Raw genomic sequence first — 21130 nt, 5'->3', positions numbered from 1 at the left:
CGCCGCCAAGCGCCAAAGAATTTGGCCGCAAAAGCTACAAAGGCGACCGACGTGGCCTCGACGCAACGCCGCAAAACGGCGGAGCGCCTGCTAGCCGCCCGCCCCGCCGCGCTCGGCCACGAATGCAGCCACGGCCTTGGAAATGCTTGTTGCCGCCTTGTCGCGCCATTCGGCACTTTGCAGCAACTCTTCATCCTTGGCATTGGACAGGTAACCGAGTTCGACGAGCACCGAAGGCACATCGGGGGCCTTGAGCACCCGGAAGCCGGCCGAGCGATGCGGATTGTTGATCATGCCGACAGTGGGCGACAGCTCGCCGACAAGCGAGCGTGCGAAACGCGTCGAAAAGCCATGGGTCTCGCGGCGGATCAGGTCGACGAGAATGTCCGATACCTCGTGGTTCTCCTCGACGACATCGACGCCGGCCAACTGGTCGGAGAGGTTTTCGCGATCGGCGAGCGCCTGGGCTTCGGCGTCGGATGCCTTGTCGGAGACGGTGTAGACGGTTGCGCCACGAATGCCCTTAAGCCTGATCGTGTCGGCATGGATCGAGATGAACAGATCGGCCTCGTTCTGGCGGGCGATGCGCACACGGTCGTCGAGACGCAGGAAGTCGTCGCCCTCGCGGGTCAACACGACCTTGTAGCTGCCGCCAGCGTCGAGCTTGGCCTTCAGTTCCTTGGCGAAGGCGAGCGTCACTGCCTTCTCGACTGTGCCGTTCAAACCCTCGGCGCCGCCGTCGATGCCGCCATGGCCGGGGTCGACGACGATCGTGAAGGGATGGTTGCCACGCTGGGCGACCTTGCCGATGCGGTCGGTCTTGGGCGTGGACACCGTCGAACTGGTCGTTTCAGCCTGGATAGCCAGCGCGGCATCGAACTCACGGTCGGAAGCAGCAGTAATGTCGGCAACCAGGCGGTAGCCTTTGCCGTCGTCATTCTCGATGACGTCGATTTTCTCGACTGCGAACGGCCCCTTGGAGGTCACAACCAGCCTGGAAGCGCCCTCGCCCGAAGCACCGTAGCGCACGCTCTTGATCAGGCCGCGCGGCTTCAGGTCCTTGGCATCGAAGGCGAGCGCCGTATCGGGCAGATCGATGACCAGGCGATGGGGGCCGCGCAGCAACAGCCATTTCGGCTCCGGCTCGCGGTCGAAATTCATGACAATGCGCATGCGGGTCGCGTCGCCTGCCATCTTGTAGTCGAGTGCCTTGGCGACATCGGTGGCACAGGCGGGGCTGCATTCGAACACGGCAAAGGCGAACATCAGCGCCAGCAGCCCGAAGATCGAACGGCAGGTCCAGCTCCTCGGCCGGGTGCCTCCAAACAGGAAGCTCTTGCCAGTCAAAGCCGCCGACCCCATCTCACTAACGCCGCTCCAAAATGCAGGCGCTCAGGCGGCGCCCGTCAAAGTCTGCAACGGCGCGCATAGGCGACCGCTTCGATTAACGACTGGTAACCAGAGAAGGTTAACCGAGTCTTGTCTGGAGTGCATCTTCGATACCGCGGAAACGGTCTTTGCCGGCATCGGAAATCAGGGTTGCGCTCATCCTCGCCAAATCATAAAAGCGACGTTGGATCACTGCAATCCAGGGCCGCGCCCTCAGCGCCTTCCGCTAGGGAACAACGCTACGGGCGATGGCCCTCATTGCAACAGAGATAAGTTCTCGGTGATCGAGTCGATTTTCGCAGGCGCCGGCTCGTGGCGGGGCCGTACCTGCGTCAGGAAAACGGCCGGACCTTCAGTTCCGCGCCGGCTCTGTAAGAGCAAAGTAGCTGGTCCGGATGTCCGGGCTTAGATTTGAAACAAGGTTCCGCAAGGTCACGCATTGGCCACATACGCAATCATGGACAGGTCCGCAGGTAACCGCGCCATCACGGCAGCGGGCGGCACCGCCATAGCGTTTCGGCAGCGACCGGCGGGCGCAAAATCATCCGGCACCCTTTCCTCAGCGCACTCACGGCGGCGGACGAGTTCCCGCACGCCGCGGCTGACGGTCGCCGGGAGGACACCAAATAATGCCCAACAAGATGCTAATAGACGCCTCCCACCCGGAGGAAACACGGGTTGTCGTAGTTCGCGGTAACCGTATCGAAGAATTCGATTTCGAATCGCAGGACAAGAAGCAGCTAAAAGGAAATATCTACCTCGCTCGCGTGACGCGGGTCGAACCTTCGCTTCAGGCCGCGTTCGTCGAATATGGCGGGAACCGTCACGGCTTCCTCGCTTTCAGTGAAATCCATCCCGACTACTACCAGATCCCGGTTGCCGACCGGCAGGCGCTGCTGCGCGCCGAGGCTGAAGAGGCCGAGGACGAAGACGACGACGAAAACGAAGGCGACGACAGCAAGGGCCAGGACCGCAACCGCGGCCGCCGCAGGCGCCGTGGCGGAAAGAATCGGCGTAACGGCGACGAGCAGAAGGCCGAAGGCGGCGAGGACAATGCCGTCGCCTCCAGCGAGGATGGCGAATCGCACGCGTCGGACGACGAAGCTCATGACGACGCCGCCGACGCGGGCCAGGCCGTTGCCAACGACGACGGCAGCGAGCCCGACTCGATTGCAGCTTCGGTCGATGCCGACGTGATCTCCGAGCCTGCGCCCGAGGCCGCCACCGAAAACGAGGATCGCGGCACGGTCGAGGAAGTCCATTCGGGACACCACGACGACCACGAAATCGAGTCGGTCGGCGCCGAAGATGCGATCGAGGAAGCGCGCGACCGCCGCAAGCCTGTGCGTCGTCACTACAAGATCCAGGAAGTCATCAAGCGTCGCCAGATCCTTCTGGTGCAGGTGGTCAAGGAAGAGCGCGGCAACAAGGGCGCTGCGCTGACGACCTATCTGTCGCTTGCCGGCCGCTATTCCGTGCTCATGCCGAACACCGCCCGCGGCGGTGGCATCTCGCGCAAGATCACCAATGCCCAGGATCGCAAGCGCCTCAAGGAAGTCGTTGCCGACCTCGAGGTGCCAAAGGGCATGGGCGTCATCCTGCGCACCGCAGGCGAGAGCCGCACCAAGGCCGAGATCAAGCGCGACTACGAATACCTGATGCGCCTGTGGGAAAATGTGCGGTCGCTGACCCTGCAGTCCACGGCCCCTGCCCTCGTCTATGAAGAAGGTAGCCTGATCAAACGTTCGGTGCGCGATCTCTACAACAAGGAGATCGACGAGATTCTCGTCGCCGGCGAGGACGGCTATCGCGAGGCCAAGGACTTCATGCGCATGCTCATGCCGAGCCATGCCAAGTCCGTGCAGCCCTATCGCGACAGCACGCCGATCTTCGCCCGCAACGGCATCGAGGCCCAGCTCGACAAGATGCTGCAGCCGCAGGTGACGCTGAAGTCCGGCGGCTACATCATCATCAATCAGACCGAGGCGCTGGTTTCGATCGACGTCAACTCCGGGCGCTCCACCAAGGAGCACTCGATCGAGGAGACGGCGCTCCACACCAATCTGGAAGCTGCCGAGGAAGTCGCACGCCAGCTCAGGCTGCGCGACCTTGCCGGCCTGATCGTCATCGACTTCATCGACATGGAGGAGAACCGCAACAACCGTGCGGTCGAGAAGAAGCTCAAGGATTGCCTGAAGAACGACCGCGCCCGGATCCAAGTCGGCCGTATCTCGCATTTCGGTCTGATGGAGATGTCGCGCCAGCGCATCCGCGCCAGCGTGCTCGAATCGACGATGAAGCCGTGCCCGCATTGCGGCGGCACCGGCCATGTCCGGTCGGATTCGTCCATCGGCCTGCAGGTCGTCCGCGCCATCGAAGAATTCCTGCTCAAGGACTCGCGCAGCCACATCACCGTCAAGACGCCGATGGCGACCGCGCTCTACGTGCTCAACCACAAGCGCGCGACGCTGGTCGAGCTTGAAACCCGTTTCGGCGTGACGATCACGCTCGAGGCGGACGAAAGCGTCGGCTCGCAGAACTACGCAATCTTCCGCGGCGCGATCGCCGAAAAGCCCGCCAACTTCGCTCTCCCCGTGATCGCACCGGCCTATGAGGAGCCGGAAGAGATCGAGGACGAGATCGTCGTCGAGGAGGAAGAGGAAGAAGAGGTCGTCGAGGCAGAGCCACAGCCGGCCCGTCAGCAGCAGCAGCCTTCCGCGCCTGCCGGAGAAGGCCACGACCGCAAGCGCCGCAAGCGCCGCCGCCGTCGCGGTGGCCGCGACCGCGATCAGGCAGCGCCGGCCGAGGCCGGCGCTGACAACGTTGTTGCAGTCGCAGCCGAAGGCGAAGCCGAGATCGTTGCGGACGCAGTTGCGGCCGACGAGCCTGCAGAGGCATCCGAAGCGGCTGCCGCCGAAGACAGCGGATCGAAGAAGCGTCGTCGCGGCAAGCGCGGCGGCAAGCGCAACCGCAAGGAAGACGGCGACGAGTTGAACGCTGCCGATGGCGACGAGGCCGAGACTTCGGAAGCGAGCGCCGAAGCAGTTGTCGTCGAAGCCGTGACGGTGGACGCCGTCGCGGAGGAAGCGGCAGCCGAACCGGTCGCAGAGGCGAAAGCCAAGAAGCCGCGCCGCACCGCCAAGGCGAAGAAGGCTGCCGAAGAAACCGTGGAGGCGCCGGCAACGGACGCTGCAAGCGACGCTGAACCGGAAGCCGACGCCAAGCCTGCGAAAAAGGCGGCCAAGCCGCGTGCACCGCGCCGCAAGGCAGCCGCGGCTCCGGCCGAAGCGCCTGTGGTGACGGACGAAGCACCGGCTGTGGCTGAAGAAGCGCCGGTTGCACCCAAGAAGGAGCCGGCAGTTGCGAAGGCTCCGGCCGAACCGGTCGTCACCTCGGCGGTCGAAGCCGACGCTGACGGCGAAGCCAAGCCCAAGAAGGGCGGCTGGTGGCAGCGTAAAAGCTTCTTCTGAACTAGCTAATATACTGAGATAAAAGACCCCGGCAGACAATTGTCTGACCGGGGTCACTAGTTTTTGAGATTATCTATCTTGCCGTCTGCTTGCTTTGCGCCGATATACGGCGCGGCGCATGAAAAGACTCATATATTACGGCACAATGCTAAAGAGGGACGGCCGATGACGAACGATAGCAAGATCGACATTTTAGGACTGACTGCCCACATCGTCAGCGCCTACGTGGAAAACAACAAAGTACCGGCCACCGGTCTTCCCGACCTCATCGCCAGCGTCAACAACTCGATCCTCGCGCTCGACAAGCCGGCTGCGGAACCGGTCGAGGCACAGCAGCCGGCCGTGAACCCGAAGCGCTCGGTTTTCCCAGATTACATCATCTGTCTCGAAGACGGTAAGAAGTTCAAGTCGCTGAAGCGGCATCTGTCCGTCGACTTCGGCCTCTCGCCCGAAGAGTATCGCGCCAAGTGGGGCCTGCCGGCAGACTATCCGATGGTTGCGCCAAACTATGCGGCTGCCCGTTCACAGCTGGCCCGTACCCTCGGCCTCGGCCGCAAAGCCGGCGAAACCCAGGCAAAGCCGCGCGGTCGCGCCAAGAAGGCCTGAACTTTCCGGTGAATTCTGCCGCTCCGGCGTTGCCGGAGCGTGCTCTTATCCCGCAGCAACCACATCGGCCGAAAAGCGCAGCTCGCGCATCGGCCTGACGCGCAAAGTCGTCTGGTTGTAGAGCGGATGGGCCTTGTAGGCCGCCAATGCTTCCTGGTCTGGAAATTCCGCGTAGACGACGATATCGATCTCGTCGCCGAATGGATCGACCTTGGTGTTGATCGTCACTTCGAAGACGGTCGAGTGCGGAATGCCGCCAAGTGCCGAGAGTTCCTCGCGGATCGTCTCGATTTCCTCTTTCCGCCGCGCACTGAAGAACACGATGTGCCGGATCAAGCCGCGATTCCTTCTGCTGTCTTGCAGCCGCCTTTTGGTTCGGCTTTTTGCCGCCGTCAATCGGGCAAAAGGAAGCGCAGGCGACAGAAAGGCGTCAGCCGGTCACCATCCGCACGACGCGGTGGACCTCGCGCACCGTCGTGCCCACCGCCCGGCTCTGGTTGTAGAGCACGTCCCAGATCAGGAACAGGGTGATGCTCATGATCACGACGACATAACGCATGGCAGGGCCTCCAGGCAGGTCAGGGAATGAATGCCGGCTGGCGGTCGGCACCATCCGGCAACATTAGGTCTCACTAACATTTACGAAAGATGACCGCCCTGGCCGAAATGTCAGCAGCGTCCCGCTGGCATATCGGAGCATGCCAGATGTCCCTTGAAGTTCGCGATTTTGCCGGTGAAGATCAGCACAGGATTTCATCGCGGTGGACGGCAGTCTTGGCGAAAGGAGGCCAAGTCTAAGCCCTTCCCGGTTGGCGGCGTGACCGGCGGCACGTCTCATCCGGCACAGGCACTCGATGGAGAGGCTTGCAACAGTGGCCCGACAGCGCTGAGCCGGGCAATTGGATTTGGGACGTCGAGATGGCCCAGAACAAATCGGATGGACCTGGCAGCGGCGTGACGCGGCTGCATGAAGGCAATATCGCCGACTTCGCCCGCGGCCTGCCGGCGCGCGTACGCATGGCTCTTTCGGCGGCGCTGCATCTGCCGCGCGGCACGCTGAAGGTAAAGATGCCCGACGGGCGCAGCGTGCTCGTCGGCGGCAAGGCGCCCGGCCCGCAGGCCGAAATCGTGCTGCACAACTGGAACCTGCCCGGCCGCGCCTTCAGCGGCGGGACCATCGGCCTGGCCGAATCCTACATGGACGGAGACTGGGAAAGCCCCGATGTCACCAGCTTCCTCGAACTGTTCGTGGTCAATTCCGAGGCAGGCGAGAAGATCGCGGGCGGCGCAAACTGGCTGCTGACGACGATCCAGCGCGTCCGTCACTGGCTCAACGACAACACACGCAAGGGATCGAAGCGCAACATTTCGGCCCACTATGACCTCGGCAACAATTTCTATCGCCAGTGGCTCGACCCGAGCATGACCTATTCGTCCGCGCTTTATGCTACCGGCGCCAACGACCTCGCCGGCGCCCAGGCGGAAAAATACCGGGCACTGGCGCGCGACACCGGCATCGGCGCAAACGACCACGTGCTTGAGATCGGCTGCGGCTGGGGCGGCTTTGCCGAGTTCGTCGCCCGCGAGATCGGCTGCAAGGTCACCGGGCTGACGATCAGCCGCGAGCAATTCGACTTTGCCCAGAAGCGCATCCAGGAGGCAGGCCTCGCCGACAAGGTGACGCTCAAGCTGCAGGATTATCGCGACGAGGCGGGCAGATATGACCGCATCGCCTCGATCGAGATGTTCGAAGCGGTGGGCGAGAAACACTGGCCAACCTTCTTCGCCAAGATGAAGGACAGCCTGCGTCCGGGAGGCACAGCGGGGCTGCAGATCATCACCATAAACGAGGCCGCCTATCCGATTTACCGCAAGCGCCCCGACTTCATCCAGCGCTACGTGTTTCCGGGCGGCATGCTGCCCACGCCGGCACTGCTCAAGTCGCTGGGTGCCGACCATGGGCTCGACTTCCTGCGCGAGCGGGTCTTTGCGCAGGACTATGCGCGCACCCTGGCGGAGTGGCGGGCCCGTTTCTGGTCGTCCTGGGAGCGCATCGTGCCGCTCGGCTTCGACGAACGCTTCAAGAAGCTCTGGGAGTTTTATCTCCACTATTGCGAGGCAGGCTTCCGCGCCGAATACATCGACGTGCGGCAGGTGGTATATAAGGCTTAGGCGATCCACACACGCCGCCGGTCTTGGCTACAGGAGGCTGCGATGCGCGTCCTTTGGGCTTGTTGCATAACGCTGGCACTGACGACAGGCGCCTACGCCAAAATGGGCCTGTCGTTCGAGTGGGGACCGACACAAAAGTGCTTCGATCCCAAGTCGCCGCCAATGTCGCTCTCAGGCGTGCCAAAGGACACGGAAAGCCTCGACATCCGCATGGTCGACCTCGACGCCACAGGCTACCCACATGGCGGCGGCAAGGTGGCATACCAGGGGCGGAAATCCCTTGCCTATGGCGCATTCACCTACAAGGGCCCCTGCCCGCCCAGGCCGCATCGCTACCAGTTCACGGCGAAGGCGATCGACGCCTCGGGCAAAGTGCTGGCCACAGCCACCGCACGCCGCAAATTTCCGGAATAGTCTTTCCGCCGGCTGTGCTTGCTCTCAACCGTCACCTGGCTTCGCCCGCCGAATTGTTCTTGGAATAGACTTCATCCTGCTCATTTTAGCCGTGAAAAAGCCTGCTCGCCGTTCTGTATGTCTCTCGGGCCGGGCATCGGAGCGAATCGAGACATGCGCAAACGCAGTATTTTCCTGCTCCTGGCCGTGGCGGCCACCGGGGCCATCTACCTCAACAACACGTCGCTGCTCTCAAGCCGAGCCGCCGGAAAGCCGGTGATTCTCGCCCATCGCGGCTTGTCGCAGGAGTTCGACAGTGTCGGCCTGGAACGCGACACATGCACCGCCGAGCGCATCCGCCCGCCGCGGCACGATTATCTCGAAAACACACTCCGCTCGATGAAAGCGGCCTTCGAACGCGGCGCCGATGTGCTTGAGTTCGACATCCACCCGACGACCGACGGCAAGTTCGCAGTGTTCCACGACTGGACCGTTGACTGCCGTACCGAGGGTACGGGCGAGACGCGATCGCATTCGATGGCCGAGCTCAAGAAACTCGACGTCGGCTACGGCTACACGGCAGACGGCGGCAAGACTTATCCGTTCCGGGGCCTGGGCGTCGGCTTGATGCCGTCGCTAAACGAGGTTCTGGCCGAGTTTCCGGACAAGCGTTTCCACATCAACGTCAAGAGCAATGACGCCCAGGAGGGCGAGCGCCTCGCGGCCTTCATCGCGACCCTGCCGCCCGACCGCCAGGACGACCTGGCGGTGCTTGGCGGCGACCGGCCGGTGCAGGCGGTCAAGCAGGCCTTGCCCGGTATCAGGACGCTGTCCAAGCAGTCCCTGAAGCGCTGCCTGATCCGGTACCAGGCGCTTGGCTGGAGCGGCTACGTGCCCGACGAGTGCCGCAACCGGGCAATGCTGTTGCCAACGAACTTTGCGCCCTGGCTGTGGGGATGGCCCAACCGGTTCCTGGACCGGATGGCAGCGAGCGGTACCGAGGTCTTCCTCATCGCGCCCTATCATGGCAGCGGCTTCTCGGAAGGCATGAACGACCCCGAGATGATCGACGCCCTGCCCGAGGGCTATTCCGGCGGCATCTCGACCGACGCCCTCGACATGATCGCTCCAGCCCTCCAGCGGCAGGCGCTCTGATCGCACAAATGCAAAAGCGGCCGGGTCACTCCGGCCGCTCCCCTAGCCAGTTCCAACGATCAGAGAGTGATGCGGTATTTGGCGAAACCTTCGGCACCCTCGCCAGCCGGCTCGATCTTGACGGCCTTGACCTCCGATATGTGGTCCTTGGCCTTGGGACCGGTCTCGAAGATCACCGAGGCACCTGCAACCGGTGCGAACGACCAGTTGGCGTCGGCCGACGGATTGATCGTGCCCTGGTCGACGATGTAGCGCACGATCACGTCGCGGTTGGTATCAGGCGCCTCGAAAACCAGCTTGGACGCGTTGATCTCTGGGAAATTTCCGCCACCGCCGGCGCGATAGTTGTTGGTGGCGACGACGAACCTGGCGGCCGGATCGATCGGCTTGCCGTCGAACATCAGATCGACGATGCGGTTCGAACCGGCGTTGAGCACGGCACCCTTGGGATCGTATTTCGGCGGCTGGGCCAGGTCGATCTTGTAGGTCACGCCGTCGATGACGTCGAAATTGTAGGACGGGAAGTCGGCGTTGATCAGCACCTGGTCGGCCTTATCAGGCCCGACCTTGTTGAAGATGCCGGCCGACATCTCCAGCCACTCCTTCACCTGCGCGCCCGTAATCGCCACGGCCTGCACGGTGTTGGGGTAGAGATAGAGGTCGGCCACGTTCTTGATGGCGACGTCGCCCGCCGGCACGTCGGTGTAATAGTCCGGACCACCGCGGCCGCCCGACTTGAACGGAGCGGCTGCCGAGAGCACCGGCAGATCCTTGTGCTCGGTCGCCTTCAGCATATCCTTGATGTACCAGATCTGCGCCTGGCTCACGATCTGTACCGACGGATCGTCGGCAACGAGCGCGAAATAGGAATAGAGCGGAGCAGACGTCTTGCCGACAGGTGTGCGCACATAGGCGAGCGTCGCCTCATGTTCTTCCTTGGCTGCGGCCTCGACCGCGGCCTTGCTCTCGACATTGGGCACGACCTTCTTGTCAACACGCTTGAAGATCGGCCGCGCTTCGCTTGAGAATTTCACCACCTTCCAGGTTTTGCCGTCGCGTTCGAGCAGCAGGTCGATCAGGCCGAGATGCGAGCCCCAGAAGCCGCCCATGACACCGGGCTTGCCGTTGATGGTGCCCTTGGCGTTGTCGAGGCCCTCGATCTTGTCGAATTTCGGACCGGGGAAATCGAGATGGCTGTGGCCGGTGACAATGGCGTCGATGCCGTCGACGCCGGCAAGCAGGATGGAGGCGTTTTCGAGATTTTCGCCCTGTTCGAGCGTGCCCATGCCCGAATGCGAAAGCGCAATGACGATGTCGGCGCCCTCTTCCCTGATCTGCGGCACCCAGGCCTGGGCGGCCTTGACGATGTCGCGGGTCATCGCCTTGCCGTCGAGATGGCGCGAATCCCAGGTCATGACCTGCGGCGGGACGAAGCCGATCAGGCCGATGCGGATCGGATGCTCGGCGCCGGAGCCGTCCTTCACCTTCCTGTCGAGGATCACATAGGGCTTGAGGAACAATTCGTCCTTGGTGGCGTCGCCTGCCAGCTGGCCCTTGGTCAGGTTGGCGCAGACGAACGGGAAATTGGCGCCGTTCAGCACCTTGAACATGTAGTCGAGGCCGTAGTTGAACTCGTGGTTGCCAAGCGTCGAGCAATCGTAGCCCAGCGTGTTCATTGCCTTGATGATCGGGTGGACGTCGCCGTCCTTCATGCCGCGCTGATAGGCCATGTAGTCGCCCATCGGGTTGCCCTGGAGGAAGTCGCCATTGTCGACAAGCACGGAATTGGCGGCCTCGGCGCGGATGGCGTCAATGATCGAGGCGGTGCGGGCCAGGCCCATCGTGTCGTTCGGCTTGTCGGCGTAGTAGTCGTAAGGAAAGACGTGGACGTGCAGGTCGGTCGTTTCCATGATGCGAAGATGGGCCTGGTTGGCCTGGGCGCGCGCCGCGAACGGGTGCAGCATCACGAGTGCGCCCGCGGCAGCTGAGCCCGCGAGAAAGGAACGACGAGAAATCGGATGAAGCGTGGTGGACATTTCATTCTCCAGGGAAATGAAGTGACAGTATTTAGCCGGCGTCCGAAAGATCAAATCTTGCGCCAAAATCCCCTGAAGTCCAGCCGACTCGCATGACAGGTTCGCGACAAGTTGTGAGGAATGCATTGGTCCAGGAAATTTGCGACCTCTTGGGCCATGGCATGTCGCCGATTGACCACAAGCATGGTGCGTGCAGGACTAGGCTTCCGCAGTGTTTGAAATCCCGATGCATCGCCCGGAACGCGTTTTCGGAAAGCGCGATGCGCAGATACAGCCAGCTAGAGCGTCCTCGTGCGTTCATCCGGACACAGGCGCTTCAGGAGGTCCTGACATGGGCGATCTCGACGACGACGGTCCGGCGCAATACGCCTCACCTCCCTGTTTCATGCATGAGCTTGATCCGGAGTTCCGTGCCCCGTCGCCGCCCGATTGGGCCGAGGTGCGGCGCTGGCGCAAAGCTGAACGCGCCCGGCTGATCGAACACAGGCTGGAGGTTTCGGTCGACGCACGGACGGCCATGGCCGGACTGATCGCGCAAGGTCTCGACCAGGTCATCGGAGACGTTGCCGGCAGGCTGGTCAGCCTCTACTGGCCCTTCCGAGGCGAGCCAGACCTCAGGCCTTGGCTCGCCTCGGTCAATGCTCGTGGCGGCAAGACCGCGCTGCCAATCGCCATCCAGCTGGGTCGACCGCTTACCTTCAAGACCTACGCGCCGGGCGACAAGCTGGAGCGCGGTGTCTGGAACATTCCGGTGCCGGTCGCCGGACCGGAGGTCATTCCCGACATCGTCATCGCCCCACTCGTCGGTTTTGACGGATCGGGCTATCGGCTCGGCTATGGCGGTGGGTTCTTCGACCGCACTTTGGCGGCGCTGCCGCGCAAGGCGCTGGTCATCGGCATAGGTTATGAGCTGGCGCGCCTGCCAACGATCTACCCGCAACCCCACGACATCCCCATGGACAGGATCGTCACCGAGGCCGGCGTCATCCGGTGAGGGCTCACCTCAGGCGAGTTCGGGACGCATACCCATTGCCGTGCGATCGACGACCTCGCGCAGCGCAAAGGACGAGTTGATCTTGGTGACATGCGGCATGGCCGACAGCCATTCCTTGTGGATGCGCTCGTAATCAGGCAGGTCGCGCGCGGCGATACGCAGGATGTAGTCGTATTCGCCCGACATCAGGTGACAGGACAGGATGTTGGGGCAGCGTTTCACCGCGATCTCGAATTCGGTCAGCGTCTTTTCGAACTGCCCCGACAGCGAAATGTGCACGATGACGGTCATCTGGTGACCGAGGGCCGCGTTGGACAGCCGGGCGTGGTAGCCGGCGATGACGCCCGACTTCTCGAGATTGTCGAGGCGGCGCGAACAGGCGGACTGCGACAAGCCGACCTTCTCTGCCAATGCCGCGTTCGGCATGCGGCCATCCTTCTGCAACGCATCGAGGATGGCGATATCGATCCTGTCCAACGGCATTCTTCGAATTTCCTTCGACTATCTGCCAATCATGCGCAAGAAATATCGATCTGGCCTCCCAAACACAATTCATTTCGCAAACATATTCGGGCCGATTCGTGATTCACTTTCTCCCCTAAGGGAACATGACCGGAAAGGCTGCGGAGGAGCAGGAAATGCGCGTAGGTTGCCCAAAGGAAATCAAGAACCATGAGTATCGCGTCGGCCTGACGCCGGGTGCGGTGCGCGAATATGTGGCGCATGGCCACGAAGTGCTGGTCGAGACCGGCGCAGGCGCGGGCATCGGTGCCGACGACAATGCCTATCGTGCCGCCGGTGCGCAGATCGCCAGGACGGCTGAAGAGGTGTTCACCCGCTCGGATATGATCGTGAAGGTCAAGGAGCCGCAGCCGAACGAATGGGTGCAGCTGCGCGAAGGCCAGATCCTCTACACCTACCTGCACCTGGCTCCGGATCCGGACCAGACCAAGGGCCTGCTGGCCTCTGGCGTCACGGCGGTTGCCTATGAGACGGTGACCGACGATCGCGGCGGCCTGCCGCTGCTGGCGCCGATGTCGGAAGTTGCCGGCCGCCTGTCGATCCAGGCTGGCGCAACCGCACTGCAGAAGGCCAATGGCGGGCGCGGCGTGCTGCTCGGGGGCGTACCGGGCGTGCTGCCGGGCAAGGTCGCCGTCATCGGCGGCGGCGTGGTCGGCCTGCATGCAGCGCGCATGGCGGCCGGCCTCGGTGCCGACGTCTCCATCATCGACCGCTCGATCCCGCGGCTGCGCCAGCTCGACGACCTGTTCGCCGGTCGCGTGCACACGCGTTATTCGACCGTCGAAGCGCTCGAGGAAGAATGCTTCTCGGCCGACATCGTCGTCGGTGCCGTCCTGATCCCCGGTGCTGCAGCACCCAAGCTGGTCAGCCGCGAGATGCTGTCGGGCATGAAGAAGGGTGCGGTGCTCGTCGATGTCGCAATCGACCAGGGCGGCTGCTTCGAGACCTCGCATGCGACCACTCATGCCGATCCGACCTATGAGGTCGACGGCATCATCCACTATTGCGTCGCCAACATGCCGGGCGCAGTGCCGGTGACCTCGGCGCATGCGCTCAACAATGCCACGCTGCACTACGGCCTGGCGCTGGCCGATCGCGGGCTGAAGGCGCTTGCCGACGAGCCGCATCTGCGCAACGGCCTCAACGTCCACCGTGGTCGCATCACCAACCGTGCAGTCGCCGAGGCGCTCGGTTACGAGATGATCGAAGCCAAGGCTGCACTGGCTGCCTGAGTCGGCTTCAACAGCCGAAACGCCCGTCGCAGCAATGCGGCGGGCGCTTTCATTTCGGCATTTAAGGTATTGATCTGTTTTATTCTCTCTAACATTCGCCGGATACACCCAAAAATGTTTCCGACTAAATGTGCATTGACCCGATCTGTGACATTTTAGCTGCATCGCACGCAACGTAAGCGTGCCAAAACTGCCTGCACTGGTAGTGGGGTAGTAACATGAAATTTTTGAAGACCTTCGCAGCGCTGCTTCTCAGCGCAAGCTCAATGACGGCGCTGGCATCGGCGGCACACGCAGCTGATGCGGTGGCAACCGAGGCACCGGCCGCCGGCTTCAACTGGAGCGGCGTATATGTCGGCTTTGGCGGCGGCGTGGGTGCGGTCGTAAGAGGCACCGAGGTAGTTGCCCCGGGTGGTAGCCCCACCCAAGGCCTTATGGATCTTGGTGGAGATGGCGTATTTGCAGAGGTGAGCGCAGGCTACGACTACTTGGTTTCGGAACGAGTGCTGGTTGGCGGCTTCATCGACGCTCACGCGGGCAACATCGCGTTCTCTGTCGAGAACATGCTGGGCGCCGGTGAACTATCGCTTAAGAACAAGTACGGCTTCGACGTTGCCGCCAGGGCGGGCTATCTGCTTACCCCTACGACCTTGGGATATGTGCTCGGCGGCTATACTTGGCAGCACATCGAGCTAGATGCACCTGGAGCCTTGCCTTTCGATACTGACAAGAATCGTAGCGGATATGTGCTCGGGGTCGGCATGGAAACCGCAATTAGCGGCAACTGGACCCTCAAATCCGAGTATCGCTACGCCAACTATGGCAACAACATCGCTATTGAGGACCTTGGGGGTGGAGCGCTCAAATTTGAGCCCACAACACATACTTTCCACATCGGTGCCAACTATCGCTTTGGCGCACAGAATGGTGGCGGCACATCTTTTGCAGCCCCAGCCTACAGCTGGACCGGTTTCTACGTTGGAGGCGCGCTCGGTGCTGGGGCCATTGTAGATGAACTAAGGGATCCGAGCCGAACCACCAGCATCCAGGGCATAGGCGGTGAAGGCCTGTTTGGTGAATTGAACGTAGGTTACGATCACGAATTCAATGGCATTTGGGTGGCCGGCCTGCAACTCGGAGGCCGATATTCCGGCATGACCACGCAATTGTTCGACGCCTCTGCGTTCGGTGGTCCGAAGTATGAGGGCAAGGCCGACTACGGCTTTGACTTGCTCGCCCGAGTCGGCGCCAAGCTGAACGAGACTACCCTGGCCTATGTGCTTGGCGGTTACAGCTGGCAGCACGTTGAGGAAGAAATATCAGTTCCCGGCTTTAGCCAGACGAGGGATTGGAGCGTGAACGGATTTTCAGTGGGTGGCGGACTCGAAACGGCTGTAACGAACAATGTTGCCGTCAACCTTGAGTATCGTTTTTCGCAGTACAACGGTCACGACAATGAAGATGGGTCAGAAACGATCCCTGCCTTCCACACTGTCCGTGTCGGCGCGAAGTACAAGTTCAACTAAGCCACGGGCTTAGCCAGATGAGACAAGGCCCGTGGCAGCGATGCCGCGGGCTTTTTCATTGGCGAAATCAGGCGACAAATTCCCGAGCGTCCGCTTCAGCCAGCTCGATCCGGCACTGGTAGCAATTGTTCCTGGCTGAGCGCATGTGGACATAGGCGACGTCGGGACGCCGCAGCAGCACCGCAGCCGTGTCCACGATCTCCGGTGTTTCCGTCACCATTCCCGTGCCGTAGACGATACGGTTATCTGCGCTGTAGCCACGCAGGATGTAGTCGCGCGTTCTGCTGAAGAGTTCGGGGAGTTCTGCACTCTCCTGGGCGCGCGAGCATTCTTCCGCATGAAGGAAGATTGGCCCCGTCTCGGCATAGGGCTGCAGTTCCGGAAACGGCCTGTAGGCAATTATCAGATATGGCTCGCCTGCCTCGACGTTTTTCAGGCAGTGGCGGCAGGGTACGCCGACACCGTCTGAAATCTTGCGTTCCGGCCGCATGCCATAGGCATCCGGCGCGCCCTTTTGAAGCGCCCTCACCTCTTGGGACGGCAGTGCCTGGAAACGAACGGTCATGACGACGATCTCCTTGTGACCTTCTTGCTGGATTGCCGCAAGCTAGGCTTGGAGGAGCATGCCGCCCACCCGATTTGCTACACTGACAGTGTTTCGTCCATCAGCGCATCTAGCACCCGCACCAACCCCGTAAATTCACGCACACGCCTGATCGCGAGCAGCGTGCCGGCAACATAGGGCACAGCCGATGTACCCGCATCGTGGCGGATGACCAGGCGCTCCTCGGGCAGGCCGAACACGGTCTCGCAGGACAATTGATAAGACGGCAACCGCAGCGAATGAACCTGCACAGCCGTGCCCTCACCCAGCGTCGCACCGCGCGCCTCGGGGTGACCGTAGATTTCCGACTTCGGTAACGCCGTCGGCGCGCCCCTGATCTCCGACAGGGTCTCAGCCAGTTCGAGTGCCGTGCCCGACGGCGCGTCCGGCTTGCGGGCGCTGGCGTAGTCGATGATCTCGACGTCGGGAATGTATTGCGCGGCCATCAACGCGAACTTCTTCATCAGCGTCGCCGTGATGGAATAGTTCCCAGCCGCGACCACACCAACGCCATTGGCACGTGCCGCAGCATTGATCTCGCGATAGTCGGCCGCGCCGAGACCGGAGGTGCCGATGATGACATGCCGGCCTCGTTCGATTGCCTGCATGACATGGCCTTTGACGGCCACCGGCTTGGTATAGTCGACGACGACGTCGGACGGCACGTCGAGCGCTTCGGTCAGGGACGCCCGGATGGCGAGGCCGATCGGCTGGCCGTTGGCGGCAACACCGGCATCGTGACCAGCCGCGCGACGAGCCACCGCACCGACCAGCTGCATGTCGCCCTGCGCCAGTATCGCCGGAACCAGCGCCCTGCCGACCCACCCCGTGGCGCCGGCCATCACTACCTTGGTCGTCATCTCCCCTCCACGATATCGCCCCTCATTTGGTATACTGTATACCACACGGGTTGACATGAATAAAGCCCGGCTTTTCGGGCCGGGCTCTGGGGTATCGCAGCGGTCGCTAACCAAGATGCCGAATCGACTACCGGATAAAGGCGTCGTAGCGGCGCAATGTGACGCGGCGGTTCTGCCAGTTCTCGTTCTGGGTCGGCACCAGCAGGAATTCCTCGCCGTAGCCGACGGTTTCCAGCGCATAACGCGGAAGGCCGAATTCGCGAACCAGCGTCTGCTTGAGCGCGGCGGCGCGCCGCTCCGACAGCGCCTGATTGGACGCGTAGGAGCCGACCGCATCGGTGTGGCCCTCGATCAGCACGCGCGCGCCGGGATCGCGGCGCAGGATGCGCTCGAGCGCATTGGCGATATTTTCGACCTTGCCATATTGCGAATAGGGAACCTCGGCCGAGCCGAAGGCAAAATTAATTGACTGGATGTCGATCGACGGGGCCATGCGGCGCAGGTCCGGCCGGCGCTTGAATTCGCGCACGGTGACCCGCTGGTTCGGCTTGAGCTTGACCGTCGGCGCGGCTTGCAGCTGGCGCTCGATCTGCGCAGCCGAGGGCGTCGTCGCCTGGGCAGCGGCGAAGGAAGGGGCTGCGATCAGGGCAATCAGTGCGGCAGCAACGGTACGGCGGTTCAGCATCTACATTCTCCTTTCACTTCGACTTCGCAGTCGAACCTGTTGGCGCGGAAAATGCCTGAATCAACCTGAAGATGGGATGAACGGGCCATTCACACGCGTACTGCCGATATCTGGCACCGGGCAACCGGCTCTTTTCAGTTCTACTAGCGCATAACGCTGGCGGAGCGCTCGGCAAAAGTCATGGTGCGTACTGTCTCGCCCTTCTGCGCGACGGGCGAAAAACCCAGCTTCTGATAAAGCGAAAGGGCGGCGGGATGATCGAGCGTGCAGGTCTGCACTGTCACCTTGCGTGGCTTGTACGACCATGCTGCCGCGATGGCTGCGCCCAGAAACCAGCGGCCCAGCCCCTGCCCCGTCGCATGCTCCATCATGCCGAAATAAGCGAGCTCAACCTCGTCGGGCAGATGCGGCTTGAGATCGAAGAAGCCGGCGGGCGCGCCGTCGAGGTAAAGCACCCTGATGTCGCGATCCTCCCGATGGAGACCTGCCGCAAGTTCCTCGTCGTTGAGTCTCAGGATATTGACCCAGTGCCATTTTCGGCCGACGCGGTCGGCGAGGTAACGATAAAAGTGCAGCGGTATGTCGCGCGTCCTCAGCAGCGCGATCTGTTTGTTGACAGGCAGCGGCGGCGAATAGGCCGGCGGCACCTGCATCTCGAGAAAGGTCACTGTGACCGGGATGGTTTCGCTGCGGTCCGCGCCCATGCTCAGGCTTTTCCCGTAACCACAGGTGTATCCGACAGCCCGCCCCATTCGGTCCATGACCCGTCATAGAGCCTGACGTCGCCATGGCCAAGCGACTGCAGCGCGAGCGTGATGACGGCGGCGGTGACGCCGGAGCCGCAGGTGGTGACGACTGGTCTGGAGAGGTCGAGCCCCGCGTCTTCGAGCTTGGCCTTCAGGCGATCGAGCGGCAGGAATTCGCCATTTTCCGACAAGGTGACCGAAGGCACGTTGCGCGCACCCGGCATATGGCCGGAGCGCAAGCCCTGACGCGGCTCCGGGTCGGTGCCCTCGAACCGTCCGGCAGAACGCGCGTCGGCGATCTGGGCGCTGCCCGACTGGACGATGTCGCGCATCTCCGTCAGCGAGACGACCTTGGAAGCATCGTAGTCAACATGGAAGACATTCGGCGCAGTCCTGGTGGGCTCAGCGGTCACCGGCCGGCCATCGGCCTTCCAGCGCCCGAAACCACCATCCAGGATGTAGACCTGGAAGACGCCCATGATGCGGAACATCCACCAGACGCGTGGCGCCGACTGGAAGCCAGGACCATCATAGATGACGATGGTGTCGTCAGCCGAAATGCCCATCGAACCGGCATGGCGCGCAAACAGCGACGCCGACGGCATCGTGTGCGGCAAGGTCGAATCGGGATCGACAACCAGATCCTGATCAAAGAACACCGCGCCCGGAATATGGGCGGCGTCATACTCCTTGCGCGCATCCCGGTTCTGCGCCGGCATGTACCAGGACGCATCGACGATCGACAGTCCGGGCGTTCTCAGCCGCTGTTCGAGCCAGTCAGCGTCGATGACGAAGGCGCTTTTGTCGCCCATGGCAGTTCTCCGGTTCAGTTGGCGAGCATCGCGCCGAAGCGGATGCGGAAGCGGCGGTTCTCGCGCCCTTTCTTCTCGATCTTGCCGATATGGATCTCGCCGATCTCGGCAGTGCTGGCAACATGGGTGCCGCCACAGGGCTGGCTGTCGATCGAGGCATTGTCGCCGATGCAGACGAGCCTGATGCGGCCGGTGCCGGAAGGCGGACGAACGTTCTTCGACTTCACCAGCGTGGGATTGGCGGCAAGCTCATCCTCCGAAATCCAGCGCGTGTAGATCGGATGGTTGGCCTGCACGAGTTCCATCAGCCTGATGGTGACGTCTTCCTTGGTGAAGCCGGCATCGGGGATATCGAAATCGACGCGCGAATCCTCCTCGCCGACGGCTGCACCTGTTATCGGATAGGGGCAGACCACCGTAAGCAGGTGGCAGGCTGCGTGCATGCGCATCAGCAACAGCCGCCGCGGCCAGTCGATGGCAAGCCTCAGCTTTTCTCCGACCTGGGGCACAGCCTGCTCAAGCGCCGGCACATGGATGATCTCGTCCTTGTGCTCGCCGGTGATGGTGGCGGCCACCGCAATCGGGCTACCATCGGGGCGCAACATCACACCGGTGTCGCCTGGCTGGCCGCCTGAAGTGGCGTAGAAGATCGTGCGGTCGAGAATGATGCCGCCACGGTCATTGATGCCAACGACAGTGGCTTCGGTCTCACGCAGATAGGCGTCGTCGCGAAAAACCGCTTCGGTCGAAAATGCCATCACGCCACCTGCTCGAACGGAACCTCGATCTCGACCGGACGCTCCATCCAGTTGGGCACGGGCAGGTTCTTTTCGCGCAGGAATGTTGGATTGAACAGCTTGGACTGGTAGCGAGTACCGAAATCGGCGAGCACGGTGACGATGGTGTGGCCCGGTCCGAGTTCGCGCGCCAGGCGAATGGCACCAGCAATGTTGATGCCCGAGGAGCCGCCGACGCAGATGCCCTCCTCTTGGATCAGGTCGAAGACAATGGGCAACGCCTCCTCATCCGGAACCTGGTAGGAGAAGTCGGGCGTGAAGCCATCGAGATTTGCGGTGATGCGCCCCTGTCCGATGCCCTCGGTGATCGAACTGCCTTCGGACTTCAGTTCGCCCGAGGTGTAGTAGCTGTAGAGGGCAGCACCCAGAGGGTCTGCAAGCGCGATCCTTACGCCGGCGTTCTTGCCCTTGAGGCCCATGGCGACGCCGGCCAGAGTGCCGCCAGTACCGACAGCGGAAACAAAGCCATCGACCTTGCCCGACGTCTGCTGCCAGATCTCTTCGGCCGTCGTGCGGATATGCCCTTCCCTGTTCGCGACATTGTCGAACTGGTTGGCCCAGATCGCGCCATTGGGCTCGGTCCTTGCCAATTGCTCGGCCAGCCGCCCGGAAATCTTCACATAGTTGTTCGGGTTCTTGTAGGGCACCGCCGGAACCTCGATCAGCTCGGCCCCAAGCAGGCGCAGCGCGTCCTTCTTCTCCTGGCTTTGCGTATCGGGAATGACGATGACGGTGCGATAGCCGAGCGCCTTGGCGACAACGGTCAGGCCAATTCCGGTGTTGCCGGCGGTGCCTTCGACGATCACGCCGCCGGGCCGCAACAGGCCTCGGTTTTCAGCATCGCGGATAATGAACAGGCCAGCGCGATCCTTGACCGACTGGCCGGGGTTCATGAACTCGGCCTTGCCGAAGATTTCGCAGCCCGTCTCCTCCGAGGCCCGCCTCAGGCGGATAAGAGGCGTATTACCGATGGCATCGATCACCGAGCGCATGAAGATTCCTTCCCAATTCGCCGGAGAACCCTAGCGCATCGGCCCGAAAATCGGAATCGATTTTCGGAAAGCACGAAGCGCAGATTCAATACTTTAGAGCGTCCTTTATGCGTCCGTTCGGACGCATGGCGCTCTATAA

The 21130-nt window shown here is 62.2% G+C and carries 20 protein-coding genes; 8 read left to right on the top strand and 12 right to left on the bottom strand.

Annotated elements, in window-relative coordinates:
* Positions 1-90 precede the first annotated feature (90 nt).
* Entirely contained in the window at positions 91-1362 is a 1272-nt protein-coding gene (locus NDO48_RS04845) for an N-acetylmuramoyl-L-alanine amidase (protein ID WP_416377179.1), read from the bottom strand.
* Between the two features lie 656 nt (positions 1363-2018).
* Here NDO48_RS04845 and NDO48_RS04840 point away from each other — a divergent pair.
* A complete protein-coding gene (locus NDO48_RS04840) occupies positions 2019-4859 on the top strand; it encodes an Rne/Rng family ribonuclease (protein ID WP_267320922.1) in 2841 nt (946 codons plus the stop codon).
* 165 nt (positions 4860-5024) lie between these two features.
* On the top strand, positions 5025-5465 hold the full coding sequence (locus NDO48_RS04835) for a MucR family transcriptional regulator (protein ID WP_018427805.1): 441 nt from the start codon (positions 5025-5027) through the stop codon (positions 5463-5465).
* 45 nt (positions 5466-5510) lie between these two features.
* On the opposite strand, the gene NDO48_RS04830 is transcribed toward NDO48_RS04835, so the two are convergent.
* On the bottom strand, positions 5511-5801 hold the full coding sequence (locus NDO48_RS04830) for a Dabb family protein (RefSeq protein WP_018427804.1): 291 nt from the start codon (positions 5799-5801) through the stop codon (positions 5511-5513).
* A 94-nt stretch (positions 5802-5895) separates the two neighbouring features.
* Positions 5896-6024, bottom strand: coding sequence for a hypothetical protein (locus tag NDO48_RS04825; protein WP_018427803.1), 129 nt, complete (start codon positions 6022-6024; stop codon positions 5896-5898).
* A 359-nt stretch (positions 6025-6383) separates the two neighbouring features.
* On the opposite strand from NDO48_RS04825, the gene NDO48_RS04820 reads away from it, so the two are divergent.
* The 3 genes from NDO48_RS04820 to NDO48_RS04810 all read left to right on the top strand — a co-directional run bounded on the left by NDO48_RS04820 (position 6384) and on the right by NDO48_RS04810 (position 9185).
* Complete coding sequence (locus NDO48_RS04820) at positions 6384-7637, top strand: SAM-dependent methyltransferase (RefSeq protein ID WP_018427802.1); 1254 nt, start codon at positions 6384-6386, stop codon at positions 7635-7637.
* A gap of 42 nt (positions 7638-7679) precedes the next feature.
* Positions 7680-8051 carry a hypothetical protein gene (locus NDO48_RS04815; RefSeq protein ID WP_026227159.1) on the top strand — a complete coding sequence of 124 codons (372 nt, stop codon included), beginning with the start codon at positions 7680-7682 and terminating at the stop codon, positions 8049-8051.
* Between the two features lie 153 nt (positions 8052-8204).
* Positions 8205-9185 (top strand): glycerophosphodiester phosphodiesterase family protein, encoded by a 981-nt coding sequence (locus tag NDO48_RS04810; protein WP_267320921.1) that lies wholly within the window; start codon positions 8205-8207, stop codon positions 9183-9185.
* Positions 9186-9244: 59 nt separating this feature from the next.
* Here the strand turns inward: NDO48_RS04810 and NDO48_RS04805 are convergent, their stop codons facing one another.
* Positions 9245-11221, bottom strand: coding sequence for a bifunctional 2',3'-cyclic-nucleotide 2'-phosphodiesterase/3'-nucleotidase (locus tag NDO48_RS04805; RefSeq protein ID WP_267320920.1), 1977 nt, complete (start codon positions 11219-11221; stop codon positions 9245-9247).
* A 331-nt stretch (positions 11222-11552) separates the two neighbouring features.
* Between NDO48_RS04805 and NDO48_RS04800 the strand changes: the two genes are divergently transcribed.
* Positions 11553-12215: a 5-formyltetrahydrofolate cyclo-ligase gene (locus NDO48_RS04800; protein WP_267320919.1), complete on the top strand. Its 663-nt coding sequence runs from the start codon at positions 11553-11555 to the stop codon at positions 12213-12215.
* 9 nt (positions 12216-12224) lie between these two features.
* Here NDO48_RS04800 and NDO48_RS04795 read toward each other — a convergent pair whose 3' ends face one another.
* Positions 12225-12698 carry an Lrp/AsnC family transcriptional regulator gene (locus NDO48_RS04795; RefSeq protein ID WP_018427797.1) on the bottom strand — a complete coding sequence of 158 codons (474 nt, stop codon included), beginning with the start codon at positions 12696-12698 and terminating at the stop codon, positions 12225-12227.
* Between the two features lie 155 nt (positions 12699-12853).
* Between NDO48_RS04795 and ald the strand changes: the two genes are divergently transcribed.
* Both ald and NDO48_RS04785 read left to right on the top strand, forming a co-directional pair.
* On the top strand, positions 12854-13969 hold the full coding sequence (gene ald, locus NDO48_RS04790) for an alanine dehydrogenase (RefSeq protein ID WP_026227158.1): 1116 nt from the start codon (positions 12854-12856) through the stop codon (positions 13967-13969).
* 218 nt (positions 13970-14187) lie between these two features.
* Positions 14188-15495: an outer membrane protein gene (locus NDO48_RS04785; protein ID WP_267320918.1), complete on the top strand. Its 1308-nt coding sequence runs from the start codon at positions 14188-14190 to the stop codon at positions 15493-15495.
* Between the two features lie 67 nt (positions 15496-15562).
* Here the strand turns inward: NDO48_RS04785 and NDO48_RS04780 are convergent, their stop codons facing one another.
* From NDO48_RS04780 to NDO48_RS04750, 7 genes are all read right to left on the bottom strand, one after another.
* The gene (locus NDO48_RS04780; protein ID WP_267320917.1) at positions 15563-16060 is read right to left on the bottom strand and encodes a DUF1203 domain-containing protein; all 498 of its coding nucleotides are present in this window, start codon (positions 16058-16060) and stop codon (positions 15563-15565) included.
* 77 nt (positions 16061-16137) lie between these two features.
* Entirely contained in the window at positions 16138-16959 is an 822-nt protein-coding gene (dapB, locus tag NDO48_RS04775) for a 4-hydroxy-tetrahydrodipicolinate reductase (RefSeq protein ID WP_267320916.1), read from the bottom strand.
* A gap of 127 nt (positions 16960-17086) precedes the next feature.
* On the bottom strand, positions 17087-17644 hold the full coding sequence (locus NDO48_RS04770) for an OmpA family protein (protein ID WP_018427792.1): 558 nt from the start codon (positions 17642-17644) through the stop codon (positions 17087-17089).
* A gap of 143 nt (positions 17645-17787) precedes the next feature.
* Positions 17788-18348 (bottom strand): GNAT family N-acetyltransferase, encoded by a 561-nt coding sequence (locus NDO48_RS04765; protein ID WP_267320915.1) that lies wholly within the window; start codon positions 18346-18348, stop codon positions 17788-17790.
* A 2-nt stretch (positions 18349-18350) separates the two neighbouring features.
* Positions 18351-19202, bottom strand: a complete 852-nt coding sequence (gene sseA / locus NDO48_RS04760) for a 3-mercaptopyruvate sulfurtransferase (protein WP_267320914.1) — start codon at positions 19200-19202, stop codon at positions 18351-18353.
* A 14-nt stretch (positions 19203-19216) separates the two neighbouring features.
* On the bottom strand, positions 19217-19960 hold the full coding sequence (locus NDO48_RS04755) for an alanyl-tRNA editing protein (protein ID WP_267320913.1): 744 nt from the start codon (positions 19958-19960) through the stop codon (positions 19217-19219).
* Positions 19960-20991, bottom strand: a complete 1032-nt coding sequence (locus NDO48_RS04750) for a cysteine synthase A (RefSeq protein ID WP_267320912.1) — start codon at positions 20989-20991, stop codon at positions 19960-19962. The genes NDO48_RS04755 and NDO48_RS04750 overlap by 1 nt, the downstream gene beginning before the upstream one ends.
* Between the last annotated feature and the right edge of the window lie 139 nt (positions 20992-21130).

The sequence above is a fragment of the Aminobacter sp. MET-1 genome (assembly GCF_026521175.1).
In the GTDB taxonomy this organism is placed as follows: Bacteria; Pseudomonadota; Alphaproteobacteria; order Rhizobiales; family Rhizobiaceae; genus Aminobacter.
This window is presented reverse-complemented; position numbering and strand designations above follow the sequence as displayed.